The sequence below is a fragment of the Bradyrhizobium sp. 41S5 genome (genome assembly GCF_011516665.3).
GTDB lineage: Bacteria > Pseudomonadota > Alphaproteobacteria > Rhizobiales > Xanthobacteraceae > Bradyrhizobium > Bradyrhizobium quebecense.
In genome coordinates, this window is sequence record NZ_CP083721.1 from 8,416,330 (window position 1) to 8,435,486 (window position 19,157).

At 63.7% G+C, this 19,157-nt stretch carries 21 protein-coding genes; 6 read left to right on the top strand and 15 right to left on the bottom strand.

The annotated features are described in order from the left end of the window. Positions 1 to 24: 24 nt before the first annotated feature. The 8 genes from HAP47_RS40295 to HAP47_RS40330 form a co-directional block, all read right to left on the bottom strand. Positions 25 to 405 carry a transcriptional regulator gene (locus tag HAP47_RS40295; protein WP_173640001.1) on the bottom strand — a complete coding sequence of 127 codons (381 nt, stop codon included), beginning with the start codon at positions 403 to 405 and terminating at the stop codon, positions 25 to 27. Further along, the gene (locus HAP47_RS40300) at positions 392 to 1,009 is read right to left on the bottom strand and encodes a hypothetical protein (protein ID WP_173640000.1); all 618 of its coding nucleotides are present in this window, start codon (positions 1,007 to 1,009) and stop codon (positions 392 to 394) included. Before HAP47_RS40300 ends, HAP47_RS40295 begins: the two co-directional genes overlap by 14 nt. A gap of 128 nt (positions 1,010 to 1,137) precedes the next feature. Continuing rightward, positions 1,138 to 1,497 (bottom strand): DUF1428 domain-containing protein, encoded by a 360-nt coding sequence (locus HAP47_RS40305; protein ID WP_173639999.1) that lies wholly within the window; start codon positions 1,495 to 1,497, stop codon positions 1,138 to 1,140. 110 nt (positions 1,498 to 1,607) lie between these two features. Continuing rightward, on the bottom strand, positions 1,608 to 2,345 hold the full coding sequence (locus tag HAP47_RS40310; RefSeq protein WP_173639998.1) for a DUF899 domain-containing protein: 738 nt from the start codon (positions 2,343 to 2,345) through the stop codon (positions 1,608 to 1,610). Between the two features lie 18 nt (positions 2,346 to 2,363). Next, on the bottom strand, positions 2,364 to 2,825 hold the full coding sequence (locus HAP47_RS40315) for an SRPBCC family protein (RefSeq protein WP_173640730.1): 462 nt from the start codon (positions 2,823 to 2,825) through the stop codon (positions 2,364 to 2,366). Further along, a complete protein-coding gene (locus HAP47_RS40320) occupies positions 2,711 to 3,172 on the bottom strand; it encodes an ArsR/SmtB family transcription factor (protein ID WP_173639997.1) in 462 nt (153 codons plus the stop codon). The genes HAP47_RS40315 and HAP47_RS40320 overlap by 115 nt, the downstream gene beginning before the upstream one ends. A gap of 132 nt (positions 3,173 to 3,304) precedes the next feature. Beyond that, entirely contained in the window at positions 3,305 to 3,565 is a 261-nt protein-coding gene (locus HAP47_RS40325) for a DUF3551 domain-containing protein (protein ID WP_231168693.1), read from the bottom strand. 196 nt (positions 3,566 to 3,761) lie between these two features. Continuing rightward, positions 3,762 to 4,733, bottom strand: a complete 972-nt coding sequence (locus HAP47_RS40330; protein WP_173639995.1) for a Bug family tripartite tricarboxylate transporter substrate binding protein — start codon at positions 4,731 to 4,733, stop codon at positions 3,762 to 3,764. Between the two features lie 200 nt (positions 4,734 to 4,933). Here HAP47_RS40330 and HAP47_RS40335 point away from each other — a divergent pair, with 200 nt between their 5' ends. Beyond that, positions 4,934 to 5,353, top strand: a complete 420-nt coding sequence (locus HAP47_RS40335) for a VOC family protein (RefSeq protein WP_173639994.1) — start codon at positions 4,934 to 4,936, stop codon at positions 5,351 to 5,353. Positions 5,354 to 5,571: 218 nt separating this feature from the next. Then, on the top strand, positions 5,572 to 7,152 hold the full coding sequence (locus HAP47_RS40340) for an AMP-binding protein (protein WP_173639993.1): 1,581 nt from the start codon (positions 5,572 to 5,574) through the stop codon (positions 7,150 to 7,152). Positions 7,153 to 7,291: 139 nt separating this feature from the next. Here HAP47_RS40340 and HAP47_RS40345 read toward each other — a convergent pair whose 3' ends face one another. From HAP47_RS40345 to HAP47_RS40360, 4 genes are all read right to left on the bottom strand, one after another. After that, positions 7,292 to 8,581: a cytochrome P450 gene (locus HAP47_RS40345; RefSeq protein ID WP_173639992.1), complete on the bottom strand. Its 1,290-nt coding sequence runs from the start codon at positions 8,579 to 8,581 to the stop codon at positions 7,292 to 7,294. A gap of 142 nt (positions 8,582 to 8,723) precedes the next feature. Next, positions 8,724 to 9,821, bottom strand: a complete 1,098-nt coding sequence (locus tag HAP47_RS40350; RefSeq protein WP_173639991.1) for an HD-GYP domain-containing protein — start codon at positions 9,819 to 9,821, stop codon at positions 8,724 to 8,726. A gap of 294 nt (positions 9,822 to 10,115) precedes the next feature. Continuing rightward, positions 10,116 to 12,401, bottom strand: coding sequence for a xanthine dehydrogenase family protein molybdopterin-binding subunit (locus HAP47_RS40355; RefSeq protein ID WP_173639990.1), 2,286 nt, complete (start codon positions 12,399 to 12,401; stop codon positions 10,116 to 10,118). After that, positions 12,398 to 12,889 carry a (2Fe-2S)-binding protein gene (locus HAP47_RS40360; RefSeq protein ID WP_173639989.1) on the bottom strand — a complete coding sequence of 164 codons (492 nt, stop codon included), beginning with the start codon at positions 12,887 to 12,889 and terminating at the stop codon, positions 12,398 to 12,400. Before HAP47_RS40360 ends, HAP47_RS40355 begins: the two co-directional genes overlap by 4 nt. A 287-nt stretch (positions 12,890 to 13,176) precedes the next feature. On the opposite strand from HAP47_RS40360, the gene HAP47_RS40365 reads away from it, so the two are divergent. The 3 genes from HAP47_RS40365 to HAP47_RS40375 all read left to right on the top strand — a co-directional run bounded on the left by HAP47_RS40365 (position 13,177) and on the right by HAP47_RS40375 (position 15,088). After that, positions 13,177 to 13,965: an alpha/beta fold hydrolase gene (locus tag HAP47_RS40365; protein ID WP_173639988.1), complete on the top strand. Its 789-nt coding sequence runs from the start codon at positions 13,177 to 13,179 to the stop codon at positions 13,963 to 13,965. After that, positions 13,962 to 14,303, top strand: coding sequence for a hypothetical protein (locus HAP47_RS40370; protein ID WP_173639987.1), 342 nt, complete (start codon positions 13,962 to 13,964; stop codon positions 14,301 to 14,303). Before HAP47_RS40365 ends, HAP47_RS40370 begins: the two co-directional genes overlap by 4 nt. 110 nt (positions 14,304 to 14,413) lie before the next feature. After that, on the top strand, positions 14,414 to 15,088 hold the full coding sequence (locus tag HAP47_RS40375) for a dienelactone hydrolase family protein (RefSeq protein ID WP_173639986.1): 675 nt from the start codon (positions 14,414 to 14,416) through the stop codon (positions 15,086 to 15,088). 135 nt (positions 15,089 to 15,223) lie between these two features. Here HAP47_RS40375 and HAP47_RS40380 read toward each other — a convergent pair whose 3' ends face one another. From HAP47_RS40380 to HAP47_RS40390, 3 genes are all read right to left on the bottom strand, one after another. Further along, a complete protein-coding gene (locus HAP47_RS40380) occupies positions 15,224 to 15,973 on the bottom strand; it encodes a polysaccharide biosynthesis/export family protein (protein ID WP_173639985.1) in 750 nt (249 codons plus the stop codon). A gap of 200 nt (positions 15,974 to 16,173) precedes the next feature. Then, positions 16,174 to 16,830 carry a peptide-methionine (S)-S-oxide reductase MsrA gene (gene msrA, locus HAP47_RS40385; RefSeq protein ID WP_173639984.1) on the bottom strand — a complete coding sequence of 219 codons (657 nt, stop codon included), beginning with the start codon at positions 16,828 to 16,830 and terminating at the stop codon, positions 16,174 to 16,176. 129 nt (positions 16,831 to 16,959) lie between these two features. Beyond that, complete coding sequence (locus HAP47_RS40390) at positions 16,960 to 17,277, bottom strand: hypothetical protein (RefSeq protein WP_173639983.1); 318 nt, start codon at positions 17,275 to 17,277, stop codon at positions 16,960 to 16,962. A 372-nt stretch (positions 17,278 to 17,649) separates the two neighbouring features. On the opposite strand from HAP47_RS40390, the gene rpsT reads away from it, so the two are divergent. Then, positions 17,650 to 17,916: a 30S ribosomal protein S20 gene (gene rpsT / locus HAP47_RS40395; RefSeq protein ID WP_173639982.1), complete on the top strand. Its 267-nt coding sequence runs from the start codon at positions 17,650 to 17,652 to the stop codon at positions 17,914 to 17,916. The last annotated feature ends 1,241 nt before the right edge of the window (positions 17,917 to 19,157 follow it).

The window sequence follows — 19,157 nt, forward strand, 5'->3', positions numbered from 1 at the left end:
AGTCTCCGGACAAAAATGGGATGATCAAATCGGCTGGATACCAAGGCGGCCAGACCTGCCTTCGTCTTTGCCGGCGGCGCTGGCCGCGTCGCGCACCAGTTGCTCGAGCACGGCGAGATAATCGAGGAAGCGGCGGCGGCCGCTCTTGGTCAAACGGCAGGTGGTGTGCGGGCGATTGCCTTCATAGCCCTTGATGACGTCGACGAGGCCGGCCTCCTGCAGCACCTGCAGATGCCGGCTGAGATTGCCGTCGGTCAGGCCACAGAGCTGCTTGAGATCGGCGAAGGCGAGGCCCTTCGGATGCGCCATCAGCGAGGTCAAAAGGCCGAGCCGCGCCTTCTCGTGGATGACTCGGTCGAGGCCATCATAGGCGAATGGCGCGGTGGTCATGTCAGTCTTCGGCATCATTGCCTCCGGAAGCGAAATACAACAGTGCTGCGAGCAGCAACTGGCCGATCGCGAATGGCAGGCCCATGGTCCAGGGCGACAGTGCGTGGCTCTGGCTTGCGATCAGCAGCACCGTGAAGCCCGACAGGAAATACCAGGCGCCGCCGAGTGCGATCGTGCGCGGCAGCAGCCGGACCGAGGCGAACACGCCGAGGCTGACCAGCACCTGCCACAGGCCGGGCAGCATCCACAGTGTCTCGGGCGCGAATTTCCATTGCAGGATCGCGAGCAGCACGCCGGCGATCACAGCGGGAACGAACTGCTCGATTGCCTGCTGAACCATCGCATCCGCTAGGCCTGAATGATGCCGCCGCGAGCGGGCCTGCATCTCGATCCAGATCAAGACCGCAGAGAGCAACGCGGCTGCGGCCCAGCCCGCGAGGAACACGATCGGATGATGAGTCGGATCATCGAGCCAGAGATATTGCGCAAGCGCCGTGACCAGCGCGATGCCGCTGGTGGCGGCGACCGTCGCCGGACCGTAGCCGCGGAACGCGGTTCCGGCCGCAATCTGGCTGCGGATCGCGAGAATATCGGCCAACGCCTTGTCGAGGTCGCGCATGATTCGCCCGCACTTTGTAATGCAAAGTATACGGGCTCACCAAGTAAACGCAAGCGGCACCGCGCCGCTTGCCGGTCGTGATGTTTAACAGCCGGTTACTGCACGGATTGCGGCGAAACCGTGCCGCCTCAGGCCTTCACCAGACTCGCAAAGCCGCCATAGATCATCCGCTTGACGTCGAACGGCGCCGCCTTCGGATCCATCGACGACGCCAGCCGAGGATCGGCCATCACCTTGGCGTTGATCCTGTCGCGCTGAGCGCGCGACTTGTAGGTGATCCAGGCGAACACGACGGTTTCGCCGGCCTTCAGTTTCACGCTCTGCGGAAACGAGGTCAGCTTGCCCGGCTTGACGTCGTCGGCAACCCATTCGCGATAATCCAGCGCGCCATGGTCGCGCCAGACCTTGCCGGCCTTCCTGGAGAGCTGCGCATAGGCCTTGAGTTTCTTCTTCGGCACGGCGACGACGAAACCATCGACGTAGGACATTGGCGTTTCCTGTTGTTTGGTCCGCCGTCATTGCGAGGAGCAAAGCGACGAAGCAATCCATCTCGACGCTTGCGGCGCGATGGATTGCTTCGCTTCGCTCGCAATGACGATCAGGAGTGACAGCAAGATGCCTGAACTGGCGCCGGTTGGTACTGGTCACGTAGCCGCACCCAATCCATCGGATAGGGCAACCCCTCCTCGTGACGGCCGAGCGGCGTCAGGTCGAGATAGTGATAGGCCGCATTCATCATGTCGAGGCCGCGCGCGAAGGTCGAGTAAGTGTGGAACACGATCCCCTTGTCGTCGCGGAAGAACACGCTGATGCCAGGCAGCTCGGGACCATAGAGCGGGGTGGTTCCGTAGTTGTATTTCGCGTCCCCCGCATCGATCTGCCCTTGAGTGAACGACACACCGTAATCGTAATTGAAGTCATTGGCGCCCGACGACACCCAGTCGAAGGTCCAGCCCATCCGCTGCCTGAAGGCCTCGAGCTTGGCCAGCGGCGCCCGCGAGACCGCGATCATCGTGGTGTCGCGCGCGGCGAGATGCGGAACCATGCGTTCGAAGCCGTCGACCCAGAACGAGCAGCTCTTGCAGGCTGCGTCCCACTCGGGCGCGAACATCACGTGCTGCACCACGAGCTGCGGCCTGCCCTTGAAGAGATCGCCGAGCGTCACCTTGCCGTCAGGTCCGTCGAACACATAGTCCTGGTCGACTTTCACCCACGGCAGTTCGCGGCGCTGCCGGCTCAGCGCTTCGCGGGCCTGGGTGAGTTCCTTCTCGCCGGCCATCAATGCCTTGCGGGCTGCAATCCATTCTTCGCGCGAGACGATCTTGTGCTGTTGCATGAGATGCTCCTTTGCGGTTCAGGCGTCGACGTATTGTGCCAGATTGCCGAGGAATTCGGTCCAGCCGCGCTGGTGGTTGTCGCGCGCGGTCTCGTCGACGAACTGCGCGTGATGGAAGGTGAGCAACGTGCCGCCGGCGTCGGGCTTGATCGACACGGTCACCTCGGACTCGCGTTCCGGCGTCGAATGCCAGGCCCAGCTGAACACCAGTCTCTCGTTCGGCACCACCTCACGATAGACGCCGCCGACCTCGTGATATTCGCCGTTGGTGCCGGTGAACTTGATCCGATAGCGGCCGCCGACACGGACATCGAGCTCGGCCTGCGTCGTGCCGGGCTTGACTTGGCCCGGGCCGAACCACTGCACTAGGTTTTCAGGCTCGGTCCACGCGGCGTAGACTTTTTCCGGCCGGGCGCGGAGGCGCCGCGTGAGGGTAAGGCTTGGGCGCGCGGCAAGGCCGGCGTCGGCTGCGGATTCAATTGCCGATTTAACTGCCATGGGTCTTCCTCCACAAAAGCGGCAAGGCGGTCGAGATTGTCGGACCAGAATTGCGCATAGCGATTGAGCCAGTTCATTGCCTGCTCCATCGGTCTCGCGGTGAGCCGGCACGCCACCGTGCGGCCGGTCTTTTCGCGCGCGACCAGGCCGGCATCCGTAAGCACGTCGAGATGCTTCATGATCGCCGGCAACGACATCGCGAATGGCTGCGCCAGCTCGCTCACCGACAGGCTTTCCTGCTCGCCGAGCCGCGCCAGAATCGCGCGGCGGGTGGGGTCGGAAAGCGCCGAAAAGGTGCGGTCCAGCGTCTCGTCCTGATACTTAACCATAAGGTTTAGTATAGGCGCAATCGGCGGGACGTCAAGCGCCCGGCTTCACGATCACGTCAATGACGGGACACCACGACGCCAGATGATTGGGACGATCGGGGGCGAGAGCAGAAACGCCCTCCTGGCCGGCGGCTACTGCCGATGGTGCCGATGCCTATGACGGTAGGGCCGAGGCTGCTCCGGCTGGAGCTGCTCGCGAAACAGGAAGCGCGGATTTTCTCCGCAAGCAAGAAAGCGCCCGGACACGCTCGCAAGGCACTGATCGTAGGTCTGATAGGCGCATTCGCCGGGATAGCCGAGGCTCGGGCCCTGTGCGCACCACGGATAATCATAAGGATCGGCGGACGCGCGATCGATGCCGGCCACAGCGGCCAGCGTTATCGTTCCCAACATCAGCACTGCCAATCGCGATGTGCGCATGATCCCACCCGTTCCGGTCCTGAAGAGCCGCAGTCAATCAAGCGCGGCATAACCGGTATGGTACCTGAAGGCCACTTTATTCCGCATCAGGACCGGTCAACTTTTGCGGCCGGGGTGCAGGACGAGTCCGCGCTGGCGGCCGGACTCGTCCCGCCCGTTCAGCGTACGACTACTCGACCTTGAGGCCGGCGAACTCGACCACCTTCTTCCACTTGTCGGTCTCGGCCTTGATGTCGTTGCCGAAGGCGTCCGGCGCCTGGATCAGGGAGTCGCCGCCGAGCTCGACCAGGCGCTTCCTCATATCGGGTTCGGCGAGAACGGCATTTATCTCGGTGTTGAGCTTGGCGATCAGTTCCTTCGGCGTGTTCTTCGGCGCGCCCATGCCGAACAGCGCGCTCGCCTCATAGCCCTTCACGGTCTCGGCGATCGCCGGCACGTCCGGCAATTGCGAGGAGCGCTCCGTCGTGGTCACGCCGAGCGCGCGCAGCGAACCGGAGCGGATGTGCTGGATGATCGAAGGCATGTTGTCGAAGATCACCTGCACCTGGCCGCCGAGCATGTCGGTGATCGCAGGCGCGGCGCCGCGATACGGCACGTGCTGCATCTTGCAGCCGGTCATCGACATGAACATCTCGCCGGAGAGGTGCACCGAGGTGCCGTTGCCGGAAGAGGCCATGTTCACCTTGCCGGGATTGGCCTTCACATACTCGATGAACTCGGCGACGTTCTTCGCCGGCACGTCCTTGTTGACGGTCATCACGTTCGGCACGCGGTTGAAGGAAGCCACCGGCGCGACATCGCGCACGAAATTGAACTTCAGATTGGCGTAGAGCGAGGCGTTGATGTAGTTCGCCGGATTGACCAGCAGCACGGTGTAGCCGTCCGGCTCGGCGTTGATCGCAGCTTCGGTGCCGATATTGTTGCCGGCGCCCGGCTTGTTCTCGATCACGAATTGCTGGCCGAGCTTCTCCGACAGCCGCTGCCCGATCAGGCGCGCGATGATGTCGGTGGCGCCGCCCGGCGGATACCCCACGATCCAGCGCACCGGTCGCGCCGGATAGTCGGCAGCCGACGCGCGGCCGATCGCGAATGTCGAAATCCCCGACCCGATCAGGCCCAGCGCGGCGCGGCGTGAAATCATGAAGTCTCTCCCAATCCCGCAGGGTTTGACCCCTGCCCGTTTCTGTTGCGTTGCGTGCGGCGCGGTTTTAACAAACAATGTCTGAAGCGGCCAGTGCGACACGTGCGACACCGACCGCGACAAAAGGCTAAGCTTCGGCTCTGCATCAGACCTGAAGCGTTGAATTCTTGTTTAAGACTCTGGACCGAAGAGGATCGATCATGTCCGTCAAGGTGAATGGGCTCGACCATCTCGTGATCAACGTCACCGATGTGGTGCGCTCGGTTGCCTGGTACAGCAGGATCCTCGGCATGGAGGTGAAGGTGTTCGACCCCGGCAAGGGCAAGACACCGCGCACCTCGCTGGTGTTCGGCAACCAGAAGATCAATGTGCGGCCGCGCGACGCCGACAAGGTGGAGTGGTTCACTGCCGATCATGAAGCGGCCGGCAGCGACGATCTCTGCTTTCTCACCTCGAGCACGCCTGAGGCGGTGGTCGCGCATCTGAAGGCTCATGGCGTCAAGATCGAGGAAGGCCCGGTGGCCAAGCAGGGCGCGCGCGGCACGCTGCGCTCGGTCTATTGCCGCGACCCCGATGGCAGCCTGATCGAGATCTCGTCGTATGAGAGGGATCCAGGCTAGCTATCGTTCGTCATTGCGAGCGAACTATTCGCGCGAATGCGCGCCCGACGACAGGCAGCGCGAATAGATCCATCCGTTCCGTGCGGCGGAACGGAATTGCTTCGTCGCGTCAGCGCAAAATGACTTTGCAAATCCCGATTTGCTCTCGGCGCACGCCGGTGGCAGAACTGGTCCCAACCAAGAGCAATGGCGGCCGGCAAGGCTGCGCGGGAGGACATATGACGACTTCACAGCCAGTGCCGGGCATCGTCGGACCGTTTGCGGGGCTCGATGTGCCATGGCTGCTCAGGATGCGGGCCGAGGTGCGCCGCGATCATCCATTCCTGATCTGGGCGCCGTTCGATGCGCCGGCGCGGCGCTGGAGCTACGGCGAATTCCATGAGCGCGTCGGCGCGCTCGCGGCGGGCCTCGCCAGGCGCGGCATCAAGCAGGGCGACCATGTCCTGATCCATCTCGACAACTGCGTCGAGGCGATCATGTCGTGGTTCGCCTGTGTCGAGCTTGGCGCCATAGCGGTCACCACCAACACCCGCTCGGCTGCGGCCGAGATCGACTATTTTGCCGGTCATTGCGGCGCGGTCGTCGCGATCACCCAGCCGGCCTATGCCGAACTGATATCAGCCAACTGCAAGGGGCTGCGCTGGATCGCAGTAACCTCGCATGATGCGGGCCAGGCGCCGGCACAGGGGCCCGCGCGCGGCGACGGTTTTGACGCGCTGTTCGCCGACAGCGCCGACCGGCCGAAGCGCCCGATCGATCCGCTCGCACCGTGCAGCGTGCAATATACCTCAGGGACCACATCGCGGCCGAAGGCGGTGCTATGGACGCATGCCAACGCGCTGTGGGGCGCCAAGATCAACGCCGCCCATCAGGACCTGCACGCGACGGACGTGCACCAGACCTATCTGCCGCTGTTCCACACCAACGCGCTGGCCTATTCGATGCTGGCGAGCCTGTGGGTCGGCGCGACCTGCGTGATCCAGCCGCGCTTCTCGGCGAGCCGGTTCTGGCCGGTGGCGCTCGAGCACGGCTCGACCTGGACCTCGACGATCCCGTTCTGTATGAAGGCGCTGCTGGAGCACGAGGTTCCGAAGAACCACACGTTCAGGCTCTGGGGCACCGCCGTGAGCGAGCCGCCGGCATTCGCCGTGTTCGGCATCAAGATCATCGGCTGGTGGGGCATGACCGAGACCATCACCCACGGCATCATCGGCGAGGTCGACCAGCCGAACCCGCCGATGTCGATCGGCCGCGCCGCGCCCGAGTATGAAATCCGCATCACCAACGATGATGGTACGCCGACCGGCGTCGGCGAGACCGGCAATCTCCTGATCAAGGGCATTCCCGGCCTGTCGCTGTTCGCCGAATATCTGCATAACGAGAAGGCGACGCGCGAGAGCTTTGACGAGCACGGCTATTTCATCACCGGCGACCGCGTCACGATGCTGGAGCGCGGCTATATCAGGTTCGGCGATCGCTCCAAGGACATGCTCAAGGTCGGCGGCGAGAATGTCGCGGCCTCCGAGATCGAGCAGGTGATCGCCGTGGTGCCGGGCGTGCGCGAGGCCGCCGTCGTGGCGAAGAAGCATCCGATGCTGGACGAGGTGCCGGTCGTCTTCATCATCCCGCAGGCTGGCATCGCGGCACTGCCCACCGATCTGCACGACAAGGTCATGACCGCATGCCGCTCCGCGCTCGCCGACTTCAAGGTACCGCGCGAAATCCGCTTCGTCGACGAGATGCCGCGCTCGACGCTGGAGAAGGTTGCGAAGGCGGAGTTGAGGAAGATGCTGGAGTAGCGGCTCGCCTCGTCATTGCGAGGAGCGAAGCGACGACGCAATCCATGGTCCCGCGTGCGTGCCGCCGTGGATTGCTTCGCGGATCCTGTCATCGGGCGCGCGTTCGCGCGACCCGTTGGCTCGCAATGACGACAAAGTCTCAATTCACCTCAAACCGGATCGGCAGCTTCTTCGGGCCGTTGACAAAATAGGCCTGCGTCATCTTCACCTCGCCGTCGAGCGACAGCGATTTCAGGTGCGGCAACAGTTCCTCGAACAGGATGCGCATCTCAAGCTTGGCCAGATACTGGCCGAGGCAGAGATGCGCGCCATAGCCGAACGCGACGTGGCGATTGGGCTTACGGTCGCTGCGGAAGCGATCGGGGTCCTCGAACACCTCCTCGTCGCGATTGCCCGAGGCGTAGCACAGCATCAGCCAGTCGCCTTTCGCGATTCTGCGGCCGCCGAGCTCGGTATCCGCGGTGGCCGAGCGCATGAAATGCTTGACCGGCGTCATCCAGCGGATCGCCTCGTCGACCAGGCCCGGGATCAATTCCGGGTTGGCCTTCACCTTGGCGAATTCCGCGGGGTCCCTGGCCAGCGCCCAGATCGCGCCCGCGGTCGAGGATGAGGTGGTGTCGTGGCCCGCGGTCGCGACGATCATGTAGTAGCTGGTCTGATCGTGCTCCGGCATGTAGTCGCCGCCGATCTTCGCATTGGCGATGACGGTGGCGAGATCGTCGCGCGGGTTCCGGCGGCGATCCTCGGCGATCTTCCGGAAGTACGCGGAGAAGTCGGCGATGATCGCCTGCAACATCGCCGAGACCTGTTCCGCGCTCAGCGCCTCGCGGACCCGCGCGGTGTCGGGATCCTGCGGGCCGAACAGCTCCTGCGTCAGCTTGAGCATGCGCGGCTCGTCCGCCTCGGGCACGCCGAGGATCTCCATGATGACGTGCAGGGGATAGCCGAGCGCCACGTCCTCGACGAAATCGCAGGCACCGCCCCGCTCAAGCATGCGCTGCACCGTGGCGCGCGCGATCTCGCGGACGCGGCCCTCGAACTTGCCGAGATTGGCCGGCATGAACCAGCCCTGGGTCAGCGCGCGGTATTTCGGATGGTCGGGCGCATCCATCTGCACCAGCGAGCGCACCAGATTGGGCCCGCCGGTGATCTTGCGCACCCGCTCCTCGAGCGCCTGCGTCGTCAGCGTGGTCGGGCGGTCGGCATTGTGGAACAGCTCGTTCTGCCGGCTGATCGCCTGGATATGGGCGTGCTTGGTCACCACCCAGAACGGATCGAAGCGTTCGGGCCGCGCGATCCCGAGCGGGTTGTTGGCGCGCAGCCAGCGATAGCTGTCGTGGATGCGGTCGTTGGCATAGGCGACGGGATCGACGAGGGTTTCCGCGATGTTGGCGGGGATATCGAGATCGCCGGTCGTTGCCGTGTCCATGATCGTCCTCACCTGCCCAGGCACCGGTCGCGCCGATGATCGCCGAAATCTAGGCGGAGGTAAGGAGAACGACTTGCGTTGATTGGCTAAGCGCCGCGCCGCACACGCTATTGCGCGGCGTGGCGGAGCAATGACGAGTGGCTCAATAATGCCCGAACGCCACCGGGCGGAACGCCTGCAGCAATTGCTGGTCGAGCTTGCCGCCCATCTCCTCCATCATGGAGAACGCCTTGGCGTGGGTGAATTGCAGCCGGTAGGCGCGTTTCTCGACCAAGGCGGCATAGACATCGACGATCGTGGTGACGCGGACGATGTCGCTGATCTGGTTGCCGCTGAGACCGTTCGGATAGCCGGTGCCGTCGAGGAATTCGTGATGATGCAGGATCACATCGAGCATTTCCGGCGGGAAGCCGCCCTGCGCCGACAGCGCCTCGTAGCCGCGGCGCGGATGTTCGCGCATCTCGGCCATTTCCTCGACCGTGAAAGCGCCGGGCTTGTCGAGCAGCGCGACCGGAACGAAGGCCTTGCCGACATCGTGCAGCAGCGCAGCGCGGGCGAGCCGGCGCTGGTCGTCGTCGCGCATGCCGAGATGCTGCGCGAACGCGACCGCAAAGCCGGTCACGAACAGACAGTGGCGGTAGGTCTCCTGGTGATGGCAGCCGACCGTGGTCAGCCATTCACGCAGCGAGTTGTGCTTGATCGCCTTGAGGATCTTGTTTTCGGCGGCGACGATGTCCTCGAACTTCAGCGGCTCGCCGGCGCGCATCCGCTCGAACATCTTGACCATCACGCCGTGCGCGGCCTCGACGCCGCGGTTGAGCGCCTTGCCGCGGTCGGTCTCGTCATAGCCGCTGTTATCGGGAAACGCGGCGCGGATACGCTGCAGGATGCCGCGCGCGTCGAACGGCCGCGAGATCGTGTCGGTGGCGCCGAGCGCCCAGGCCTGCATCGAGGCGTGATGCAGCGCATCCGCCAGCACGAACAGCCGCGGCATCTCGCGATAGGCGTCGGCCTGCAGCTTGGCGCGGACCATTTGCACAGCTTCGGGCGAGCGCAGGTTGATGTCGACCACAATGCCGGAGAGATCGCGGGCCGGCTGCTCGGGAATGTCCGAGGTCGGAACGGTATCGACCTCGCCCACCGAGCGCAGGATGCTGGCGAGTTCGTTGCTCTGATCGCTTCGATCTGACGCCAGCAGCAGGCGGCGCTTCGAAGTCTTGTTGTTGGCTAAGGCTGTCATGGAATCCCCGTCGCGGTAACGACCGACGCCGGGACGCTACCTGACGATGCGTTCCCTCCCGCTTAATGGGGATGCTGAAAGGCGGTTAAGCGCAATGGATACAATTTGAGGAACCGCGGAATCCGCCAGCAGAATCAGATCGGCAGAAAATGATGGCGGGCGGCCGCAGCGCGGACGAATCATGAATTTTCGCGGTGTCAAAGACGTCGCTGCCGCCACCGACCGGCCGACGCTTGGAACAAAGAAAAACGCCGGGGAGCGGTAAGCTCTCCGGCGTCTTCATTGGTTCAGGCGTTACGCCTTCATCGCAGCCTTGACGGCCTCCGCGGTGATCGGCAGGCCGCGGACGCGAGCGCCGACCGCGTTGAAGACGGCGTTGCCGATCGCCGGCGCCACCACCGTTACCGCAGGCTCGCCGACACCGGTCGCCTTCTCGCCATTGGCGATGACGTTGACCGCGACTTCCGGCAGCTGGCTCATCCGAAGCGGCGTGTAGGTGTCGAAATTGGTCTGCTCGATGCCGCCGTCCTTCAACGTCGCCTTCTCGAACAGCGCCAGTGACATGCCCCACAGCGCCGCGCCCTCGACCTGGGCCCGGATGCCGTCGGGATTCACTTGCGTACCAACGTCGGTCGCAACCGTCAGCTTCCTCACCGTCACCTCGCCCGAGGGGGCGACTGCCACGTGGGCGACGCAGGCGGTCCAACTCGCCGTGGCGCGCTCCTGCGACGATACGCAGGCAACGCCCATGCCTTCGCCCTTGGGCAGCTTCTTGGTGCCGTAGCCGGCGAGACCCATCGCCGCGAGCAAGGTGTTACGGAGACGCTGTGCGCCGCCGTCGTTCTTGCCCTTGCCGTCGAGCAGCTCGACGCGAAGCAGGGCCGGATCCTTGCCGGTCGCATGCGCGATCTCGTCGACCATGCTTTCGACCGCCCAGAACGTCCAGCCCGGCGCCACCGAACGGAGCTGACCCGACGGGGTGGCGTTGTGCGCCATCTCGTTCTTGATCGCCCGCACATAGTGGTTGGGGACGGTGTAGAAGAAGTCCGAACCGTTCACCGTGAAGGCATCGAGCGGTCCCTTCTTGTCGACCGAGGGCGACAGGAAATCGGGGATGCCCCAACGCTGGGTCGGCCAGGCCGAGACGACATCGTGGCTCAACGCGACGAGCTTGCCGTCGCCGTCCACGCCAGCCTTCACCTTCTGGTAGGTCAGCGGACGCGAGAAATCCATCGTCATGTCGTTCTCGCGCGTGTAGATGACCTTGACCGGCTTGCCGACGGCCTTGGCCGCCTGCACCGCGGGCACCATCATGTCGGCGTCGAGACGCCGGCCGAAGCCGCCGCCCAGCCACATCTGGTGCATCACCACGAACTTCGGATCGATCCCGGCGGCGCCGGCTGCGATCGCGCCGGAGCGCGTCGCGAACTGGTTGCCGGAATAGATGTGCAGGATGTCGCCCTTGAACTCCGCGGTGGCGTTCATCGGCTCCATCGGCGCGTGGATATTGATGTTGGTGGTGTACTCCGCCTCCAACACCTTGGCCGCCGTGCCGAAGGCTGCGTTCGGATCGCCGTCCTTGACGAAGAACTCACCGGAATCGCTGAGCCCCTGCAGCCGCTTGGCTTCGGCGAACAGCGATTCGCTCGACAGTTTGGCGTTCGGGCCACCGTCATAGCTGACCTTCAGCGCCTCGGCGGCCTTCTTCGCCTGCGCATAGGTGTTGGCGACCGCGACGACCCAGCCGGTCGTGGTTGTGGTCTTGTCGTCGAGGGTGACGGCCTTGATGAAGCCCGGCACCTTCTTGGCCGCGCTATCGTCCACCGACTTCACGGTGGCGCCGTAGCGGATCGGCGGGGTGACCAGCGCGCCGTAGACCATGCCCGGCAACATCACGTCGATGCCGTACTTGGCCGTGCCGTTGACCTTCAACGGAATGTCGAGCTGCGGCACCGAGACGCCGATCATGGTGTACTGGTCGGCAGACTTCAGCTTGATCGCCTTCAGATCATCCGCCGTGAAGGTCTTGGTCGCCTTGCCGCTCTTCACCACCTCGGCAAACGACATCGACTTCTTCGACTTCGGATGGCTGATCGTCGACGCACGCACCACCAGCTCGCTGGCCGGCACGCCCATCGAGGCCGCCGCCGCCTCGGTCAATGCGATGCGGCCGGCAGCGCCGGCGCGGCTCATGGCGTCGAAGTTCATCATCGTCGACCAGCTGCCGCCGGTGATCTGCGCGCCCAGCACGGGATCGTTGAACTTCGGATCGTTGGAGGCGAGCTGGACCCGCATGTCCTTCCAGTTCGCGCCGAGCTCTTCGGCCACGATCTGCGCCATCGTCGAGGCGACGTGCTGGCCCATGTCGGCCTTGCCGCAGGTCACGGTGACGAGACCATCGGGCGCGATCGAATACCAGACGCTCGGCTCGAAGTTGGCGGGTGCGGGCGCCGCAAGCGCCTCATCGAGGCCGGACGCGGCGTAGCCGAGCACGAGACCGGTTGCAGCGGTGCCGACCAGGAAGGAACGGCGGCTGAGATCGGTCGTCTCGGGAGCGAGGTTTTTCACGTGCTTGTTCATGTGGCCCTCCGCTCGGATCCGGTGGCCGATGCGGTGCGCATGTCGGACGCAGCGCGCATGATCGCCTTCTGGATTCGTGAATAGGTCATGCAACGGCAGAGATTGCCGTCCATATGCGCGACAACTTCTTCCTTCGTCGGATTGGTGTTCTTCGACAGCAGCGCGGCCGCCTGCATGATCTGGCCGGACTGGCAGTAGCCGCATTGCGGCACCTGCTCGGCGACCCAGGCCTTCTGCAAGGGATGCTCGCCCTTAGCGGAGAGGCCTTCGATGGTGGTGATCTTCTTGCCGACGGCGTCGGCGACCGAGGTCTGGCAGGACCGCACCGCTTCGCCGTTGACGTGAACCGTGCAGGCGCCACAGAGACCGGCGCCGCAACCGAATTTGGTGCCCGTCATCTGCAATTGCTCGCGGATGACCCAAAGCAGCGGCGTGTCATTGGCCGCCTCGACGGACATATTCCGTCCGTTGATATTGAGATTTGGCATCTCTCTCCCCTTCCGGTGTCGGAAGCCGCTTACGGCGGCAACTCACTGTTGGGTCATGGCTGGCGCCCACCGGGTAAGCGACAGTTGCCGAAACAATGATCCGGTTCCCGGCTGGAGGCAATCCAATTTGGAATTGCTCGAAAGGAATAAATTTCGGAAACTACCTGTTGTGCGATGCGGCAACGGCATGAAGCTTTTGAAATGCCAGTATTGATGCCGTATCGATCAATCCTACCAAGGTCGGTAGCGCTGCCGGACCTAACGTCGACAACAGAAGGAGCCCGTCAATGGCCAAGCTCAACCGCAGCGGCGTCGATATCTATTACGAGATTCACGGCAGCGGCCCGCCCCTGATCCTCACCCACGGCTATTCGTCGACCTCTGCGATGTGGCACGGCCAGATCGAGGCGCTGTCGAAGCGGCACAAGCTCATTCTCTGGGACATGCGCGGGCACGGCCAGTCCGACTATCCCGACAATCCGGATGCTTACAGTGAAGCGGCGACGGTCGGCGACATCGCCGCCCTGCTCGATGTTGCCGGCGCCGACAAGGCGATCGTCGGCGGCCTGTCGCTCGGCGGCTACATGTCGCTCGCCTTTCATCGCGCCCATCCGGAGCGGGTGCGCGCGCTATTGATCATCGACACCGGCCCGGGATTCAAGAAGGACGACGCCCGCGAGGCCTGGAACACGCGCGCCCGCGACACCGGCGACCGCTTCGATCGTGAAGGGCTCGAGGTGCTGAAGTCGCTGAGTGCCGAGCGCGCGTCGGTCACGCATCGCAACGCCAGGGGCCTGGCGCATGCCGCGCGCGGCATGCTGGCGCAGCGCGATGCCCGGGTGATCGAGTCATTGCCCGGGATCAAGGTCCCGTCGCTGGTCGTGGTCGGGGCCGACGACACGCCGTTCCTGGCGGCGTCCGACTACATGGCGGCGAAGATCCCGGGTGCGCAGAAGGCGGTGATTCCGAACGCCGGCCATGCCGTCAACATCGACCAGCCGCAGGCCTTCATCGCCGCCGTGCTGCCGTTCCTCGATAGCCTCGAGGCCGGCGCGCCAGGAAAGGCCGCCTCATGAAGACGATTGTCGTCGCCTTGTTGCTGACGATGGCCGCGACAGCAGCGAACGCCCAGAAGCTACGGCCGTTCGCCGACCCGGCCACGCCAACCTTCACCGCGACGCTGTCGAACAACACACCGCTGGTGTTCGGCATGGACGTCGCGGCCGCGCAGCGCGCGCTGGGCACCCCCTTCACCCATGTCAGCGGACGGCCCGGCAATGAGATCTTCCTGACCTTCCGCGACCTCGGCGGCAGCGGGCTGTTTCCGCACCATGATCGTCTCTTTCTGCAGTTCCGCAAAGGCCGGCTCGCCGGCTGGAAGGCCGACTGGGGCGAGAACTGGATGTGGCGATAGAGCATGATCCGGAAAAGTGCGAGGCGGTTTTCCGAGAAGATCATGCTCAAAATATGAGGCCCCTCATCATCGAAAGCTTCATGCAACCCCCAACATGACAAGGATGGACCATGGGACAAGACATCAAGCTCAAGGCTTCGGATGGATTTGAACTCGGCGCCTATCGCGCCGATCCCGCCGGCGCGCCGAAGGGCGCAATCGTGGTGATCCAGGAGATCTTTGGCGTCAACCACCACATCCGCTCGGTTTGCGACCGGCTGGCGAAGGAAGGCTATGTCGCGGTTGCGCCGTCGATCTTCGACCGCATCACGCCGAACTTCCAGAGCGGCTACTCCCCCGATGAGGTGGCCGAAGCGCGCAAGTTCGTCGCCAATCCGGACTTTGCCGCGATGTTGCGCGACAGCCAGGCAGCGATCGACGCGGTGAAGTCGGTCGGGCCGGTCGGCATCATCGGCTTCTGCCTCGGTGGCAGCATCGCCTATGCGGCCGCCACCAAGCTGACCGGGCTCTCGGCCGCGATCGGCTATTACGGCGGTGCCGTGATCCGCTTTGCCGACGACAAGCCGACCGTGCCGACGCAACTGCATTTCGGCGAGAAGGATGCCGGCATTCCCTTGAGCGATGTCGAGACCATCAAGTCGAAGCGGCCCGAGGTCGAGGTCTTCATCTATCCCGGCGCGCAGCATGGCTTCCATTGCGACGAGCGCGCAAGCTACGACAAGGCGAGCGCCGACGTCGCCTGGCCGCGCAGCATGGAATTTTTCGGAAAGCATTTGAAGAAATAGCGCGCCGCCTTCAACTCGTCATTGCGGGGCGCGCGAAGCGCGAGCCGCAGGTGCGCAATTGCGTACCGGGGAACCTCGAGATTCCGGGTTCGATGCTGCGCATCGCCCCGGAATGACGAAGGACGTTGTCGTTCGTCAGAACCAGCGCTCGCCGACGAACACCGTATCGCCCGGGCTCATCGGCGTGCCCAGCGGCACCACGAAGCGGCCGGAGCCGGACGCATCGGTATGGGTGAGGGTGACCTGGTCGCGCTTGGCGCGCGGCGAGAAGCCGCCGGCGATCGCGACCGCGCTCTCGACGGTCATGTTCGGCACGTAGGGATACTGGCCGGGAGCCTGGACCTCGCCGAGGATGAAGAACGGCCGGTAGGATTCGATCTCGACCGCCACCGAAGGATCGCGGATGAAGCCGTTGCGCAGCCGTGCCGAGATTTCACCGGCGAGCCCGGCCGGCGTGCGGCCGCGCGCCGGCACCGAGCCGATCAGCGGCATGGTGATCGAGCCGGCGGCGTCGATCGCGTACGAGTTGGTCAGGCCTTCCTGGCCGTAGACCACGACGCGGAGCTTGTCGCCCGGGCCGAGATGATAGGAGTTGTCGTAACCGGCGGGTCCACCCGGTGCGGCGGCATAAACCACCGGGGCGGCGCCCGGCGCGGCATAGCCATAACCAGGAGAAGTACTGGCAAAGGCGGAACGCAGTGCACTGATCGCACCACCGCCGCCTGCATCGGCAACCGGGGCGGGTGCGTAGGCCGGGCCATAGGTGACGGCATCGACACCTTGCGGGCCGACAGCAACCGGACCCGACGTGCTCATGCAGCCAGACAGCGCGAGCGCAGCCACAACGGCAGTGATCGGCAATCGTAACGCGCGTGCAACCGGCACCGGACCTATCCCTCAACGGCGAGACAAGCCCCGTCTTGCACCGCTTATGGTTAATAAAGGGTTTTCGAGAACCGAATGGGGAGCCGGAAAGCCGGCCTCCCCCTCGATTTAGAGCATGATCCGGAAAAGTGGGAACCGGTTTTCCCTCGCGACAAACGGGAAAGCGTTTGCGCTGAGATCATGCTCAACAGAAGCAGCGATCAGGCGGTGACGCCGACGCCGATCGGGCAGGACACGCCGGTGCCGCCAAGCCCGCAATAGCCCGCCGGATTCTTGGCGAGGTATTGCTGATGGTAGTCCTCGGCGAAGTAGAACTCGCCGGCCGGTGCCACTTCCGTCGTGATCGCGCCGAGACCCTTGGCGGCGAGCGCCTTCTGATACATCGCCCGCGACGCATCGGCGGCTTTGTGCTGCGCGTCGCTGAACGTGTAGATCGCGGAACGATACTGCGTGCCGATGTCGTTGCCCTGGCGCATGCCCTGCGTCGGGTTGTGGTTCTCCCAGAAAGTCTTCAGCAGCTTCTCGTAGGAGATCTTCTTCGGGTCGAACACGACCAGCACGACTTCGGTGTGGCCGGTGCGTCCCGAGCACACCTCTTCATAGGTCGGGTTCGGCGTGTGGCCGCCGGCATAGCCGACCGCGGTGGTGTAGATCCCGTCGCCGAGTTCCCAGAACTTCCGCTCCGCGCCCCAGAAGCAGCCGAGCCCGAACACGGCCTGCTCGAGGCCTTGCGGATAGGGCGGCGTCAACTTGCTGCCATTGACGAAATGCGTGGTCGCGGTCGGGATCGGCGTCGCGCGGCCTGGAAGCGCCTCGGCGGCGCTTGGCAACGCGGTGGTCTTGCGCATGAACAACATGGATACCTCCGGGCGGGACATCGGCCGACGCGGCAACGGCCTGCGGGCCGGCTGTCACCAATATATGTCCTTACGCGGATGATGGCAGCCCCGTTACTGACGGCAGCGGCGAAGAGGGCTGCAGCCAACTCATTCGCGTGCGTAGCCGATCAGCGGCTTGCGCGGCCGGAACAGGATCATCAGCAGGATGCCGGCAACGCCGAGCACCGCGAACACCGGCTGCTCCAGAAGCACGCGGATCACGCCGTTCCAGAGCCAGGGCGCGAAGCGGTCCACCCAGGCATGGAATGCCTGCTGGCTCGACTGATGGATATCGTTCCAGAACTGGCCGAATTGGGTGAATCGCAGGCTCTGGTCGGCGACATAGCGGGCCCCGTCATAGACCATGAAGATGAAACTGCCAGCCAGCAGCAAAAGGCCGATCAGGCGGAAAAAGCCGCGGATCATGCGTCACCCTAACTCCCTGTCGCGGCCCACGCGTCGACAGGCCTTACCGGGCGCCCCCCGGAAATTCAACCTCTTCAGCGGCTTATCCGGCCCTCGCGAGGCCGATTTCGGGCCCTTTTTCGGTCCCGAAAGCGTTGACGGTTAAGCCTGCGCCATCTATAAGACCGGCCGATGGCGGCGGGCGCAATCCTGCCGCCGCTGTTCTTTGGACAGTGCCGCATGCGGGGGCAGCATTATGCGCCTTGGCATGGCCGCCTCAAGGACACCCGAGAAAACCACCTTGGACAAATACATCAGAGTTGAGATTTGAACCGGCCGGTGCGCGCAAGCCCGACCACCGAGCGATCACCGCCGAAGGACAGTTAGAGAACCATGGCCAACACCACCTCCGCCAAGAAGGCGACCCGCAAGATTGCCCGCCGCACCATCGTCAACAAGTCGCGCCGCACGCAGATGCGTGGCGCGGTGCGCACCGTCGAGGAAGCAATCAAGAGCGGCGACCGCGAGGCGGCACTCAAGGCGATGAGCCACGCCGAGCCCGAACTGATGAAGGCCGCGCAGCGCAACATCATTCACAAGAACCACGCGAGCCGTAAGGTGTCGCGCCTCACGCAGAGCATCGCCAAGCTCGCCAAGTGAGCTTGCGGAGTACAGCTCGCCGCGTGAGCTGACCGAAGAACACATTTGTCACGAAGCCCGGCTCGCGCCGGGCTTTTTGTTTTGGTCTCGTATTTTATCGTGGAAGTTTCATGGCGCGAGAAGAGTCGGCGTTGCCGCGCAAGAAACTGCGTGTCATGTTTCGTCGTGTCCGTAGTTCTACCGGCCCCATATGCTTAACGCGCCGCACTCGCGCACAGATTGTTCTGCGCAAAAGCTAGATAGATGGAATAGCGCGCGAATATCTCGCGTTGAAGATTGCGCAGCGGGGTTACCCTGCAAAAGCAATCGCGAAAAATGACGTCTCGCGAATTACTTATGCACATAGCGCTGAACAGCGATTGGAAAAATGACCGGCGCGAGACCAAATGTAAATTTTCTATGAAAAATTTTTGGTATTGCACCGTCGTTTGTGACGCGCGTGAATCTGTGCGCTGATTCAAAACCTTGCTTTCGCAACTCAGCGTCGGCAACACCGCAACAGTCGCGAAGAGTCTCGATCCCCGTCGAATCCACGGATTGTCAGAAAATGCGCTTGGTGTATTTATTTCTTGTTCGCGACGCCCATGGATCTCCAGATCAGCGCGGTTTGAGACCCAAGGGCGGACGTGCAAATCGGCGGCGGTGTGCGCGTTAGCGACGCTTTCCAAGCGAAGCTAGATTGACGGCTCATAGCGATATGAGGACGGTCGACCTGTGTCAAAATATCTCCGGCGGTGTCCCCGACAATTTGGGGGATCGAACAAGAGAGACCAGGGCGTCAGTCGGAATCTGGCAACGGGAACGCGGCGCAAGCGAACGGGTTGACGACGACACGCGGCGGCGAAGCGCCGGACATCTCGGTGTTCGGTAGCGGCAGTCCGATTTTGAAGACACGAGCAAGCTGACAACTTGCCGCGATACGTCGCGGCGGGAGGGGGAGGACTTATGCCTTACGGTATCATCACTGCAGTCGAACCAACGACGGCCGAAGTGCAAATTTCCCGTGGTGCCGTAAACAACCCCTCGGACGCTGGCTCTTACCCGCAGAGACAGTCGAGTACGCGCTGACCTCGCGGGACGCATCTTCTCCAAACAGCTGACCTGTCGCGTGGCGCATGGCCGCCACACGGGAGAGCTTTGTCCGGAGCAGACCGCGCCCGCTAGAGGTCGCGTCGTGGCAGGACCCCCTGCACGGCGCTTTCGCAATCATCATCTCTCAGTTTTGGAAAAGTACGAAGGCA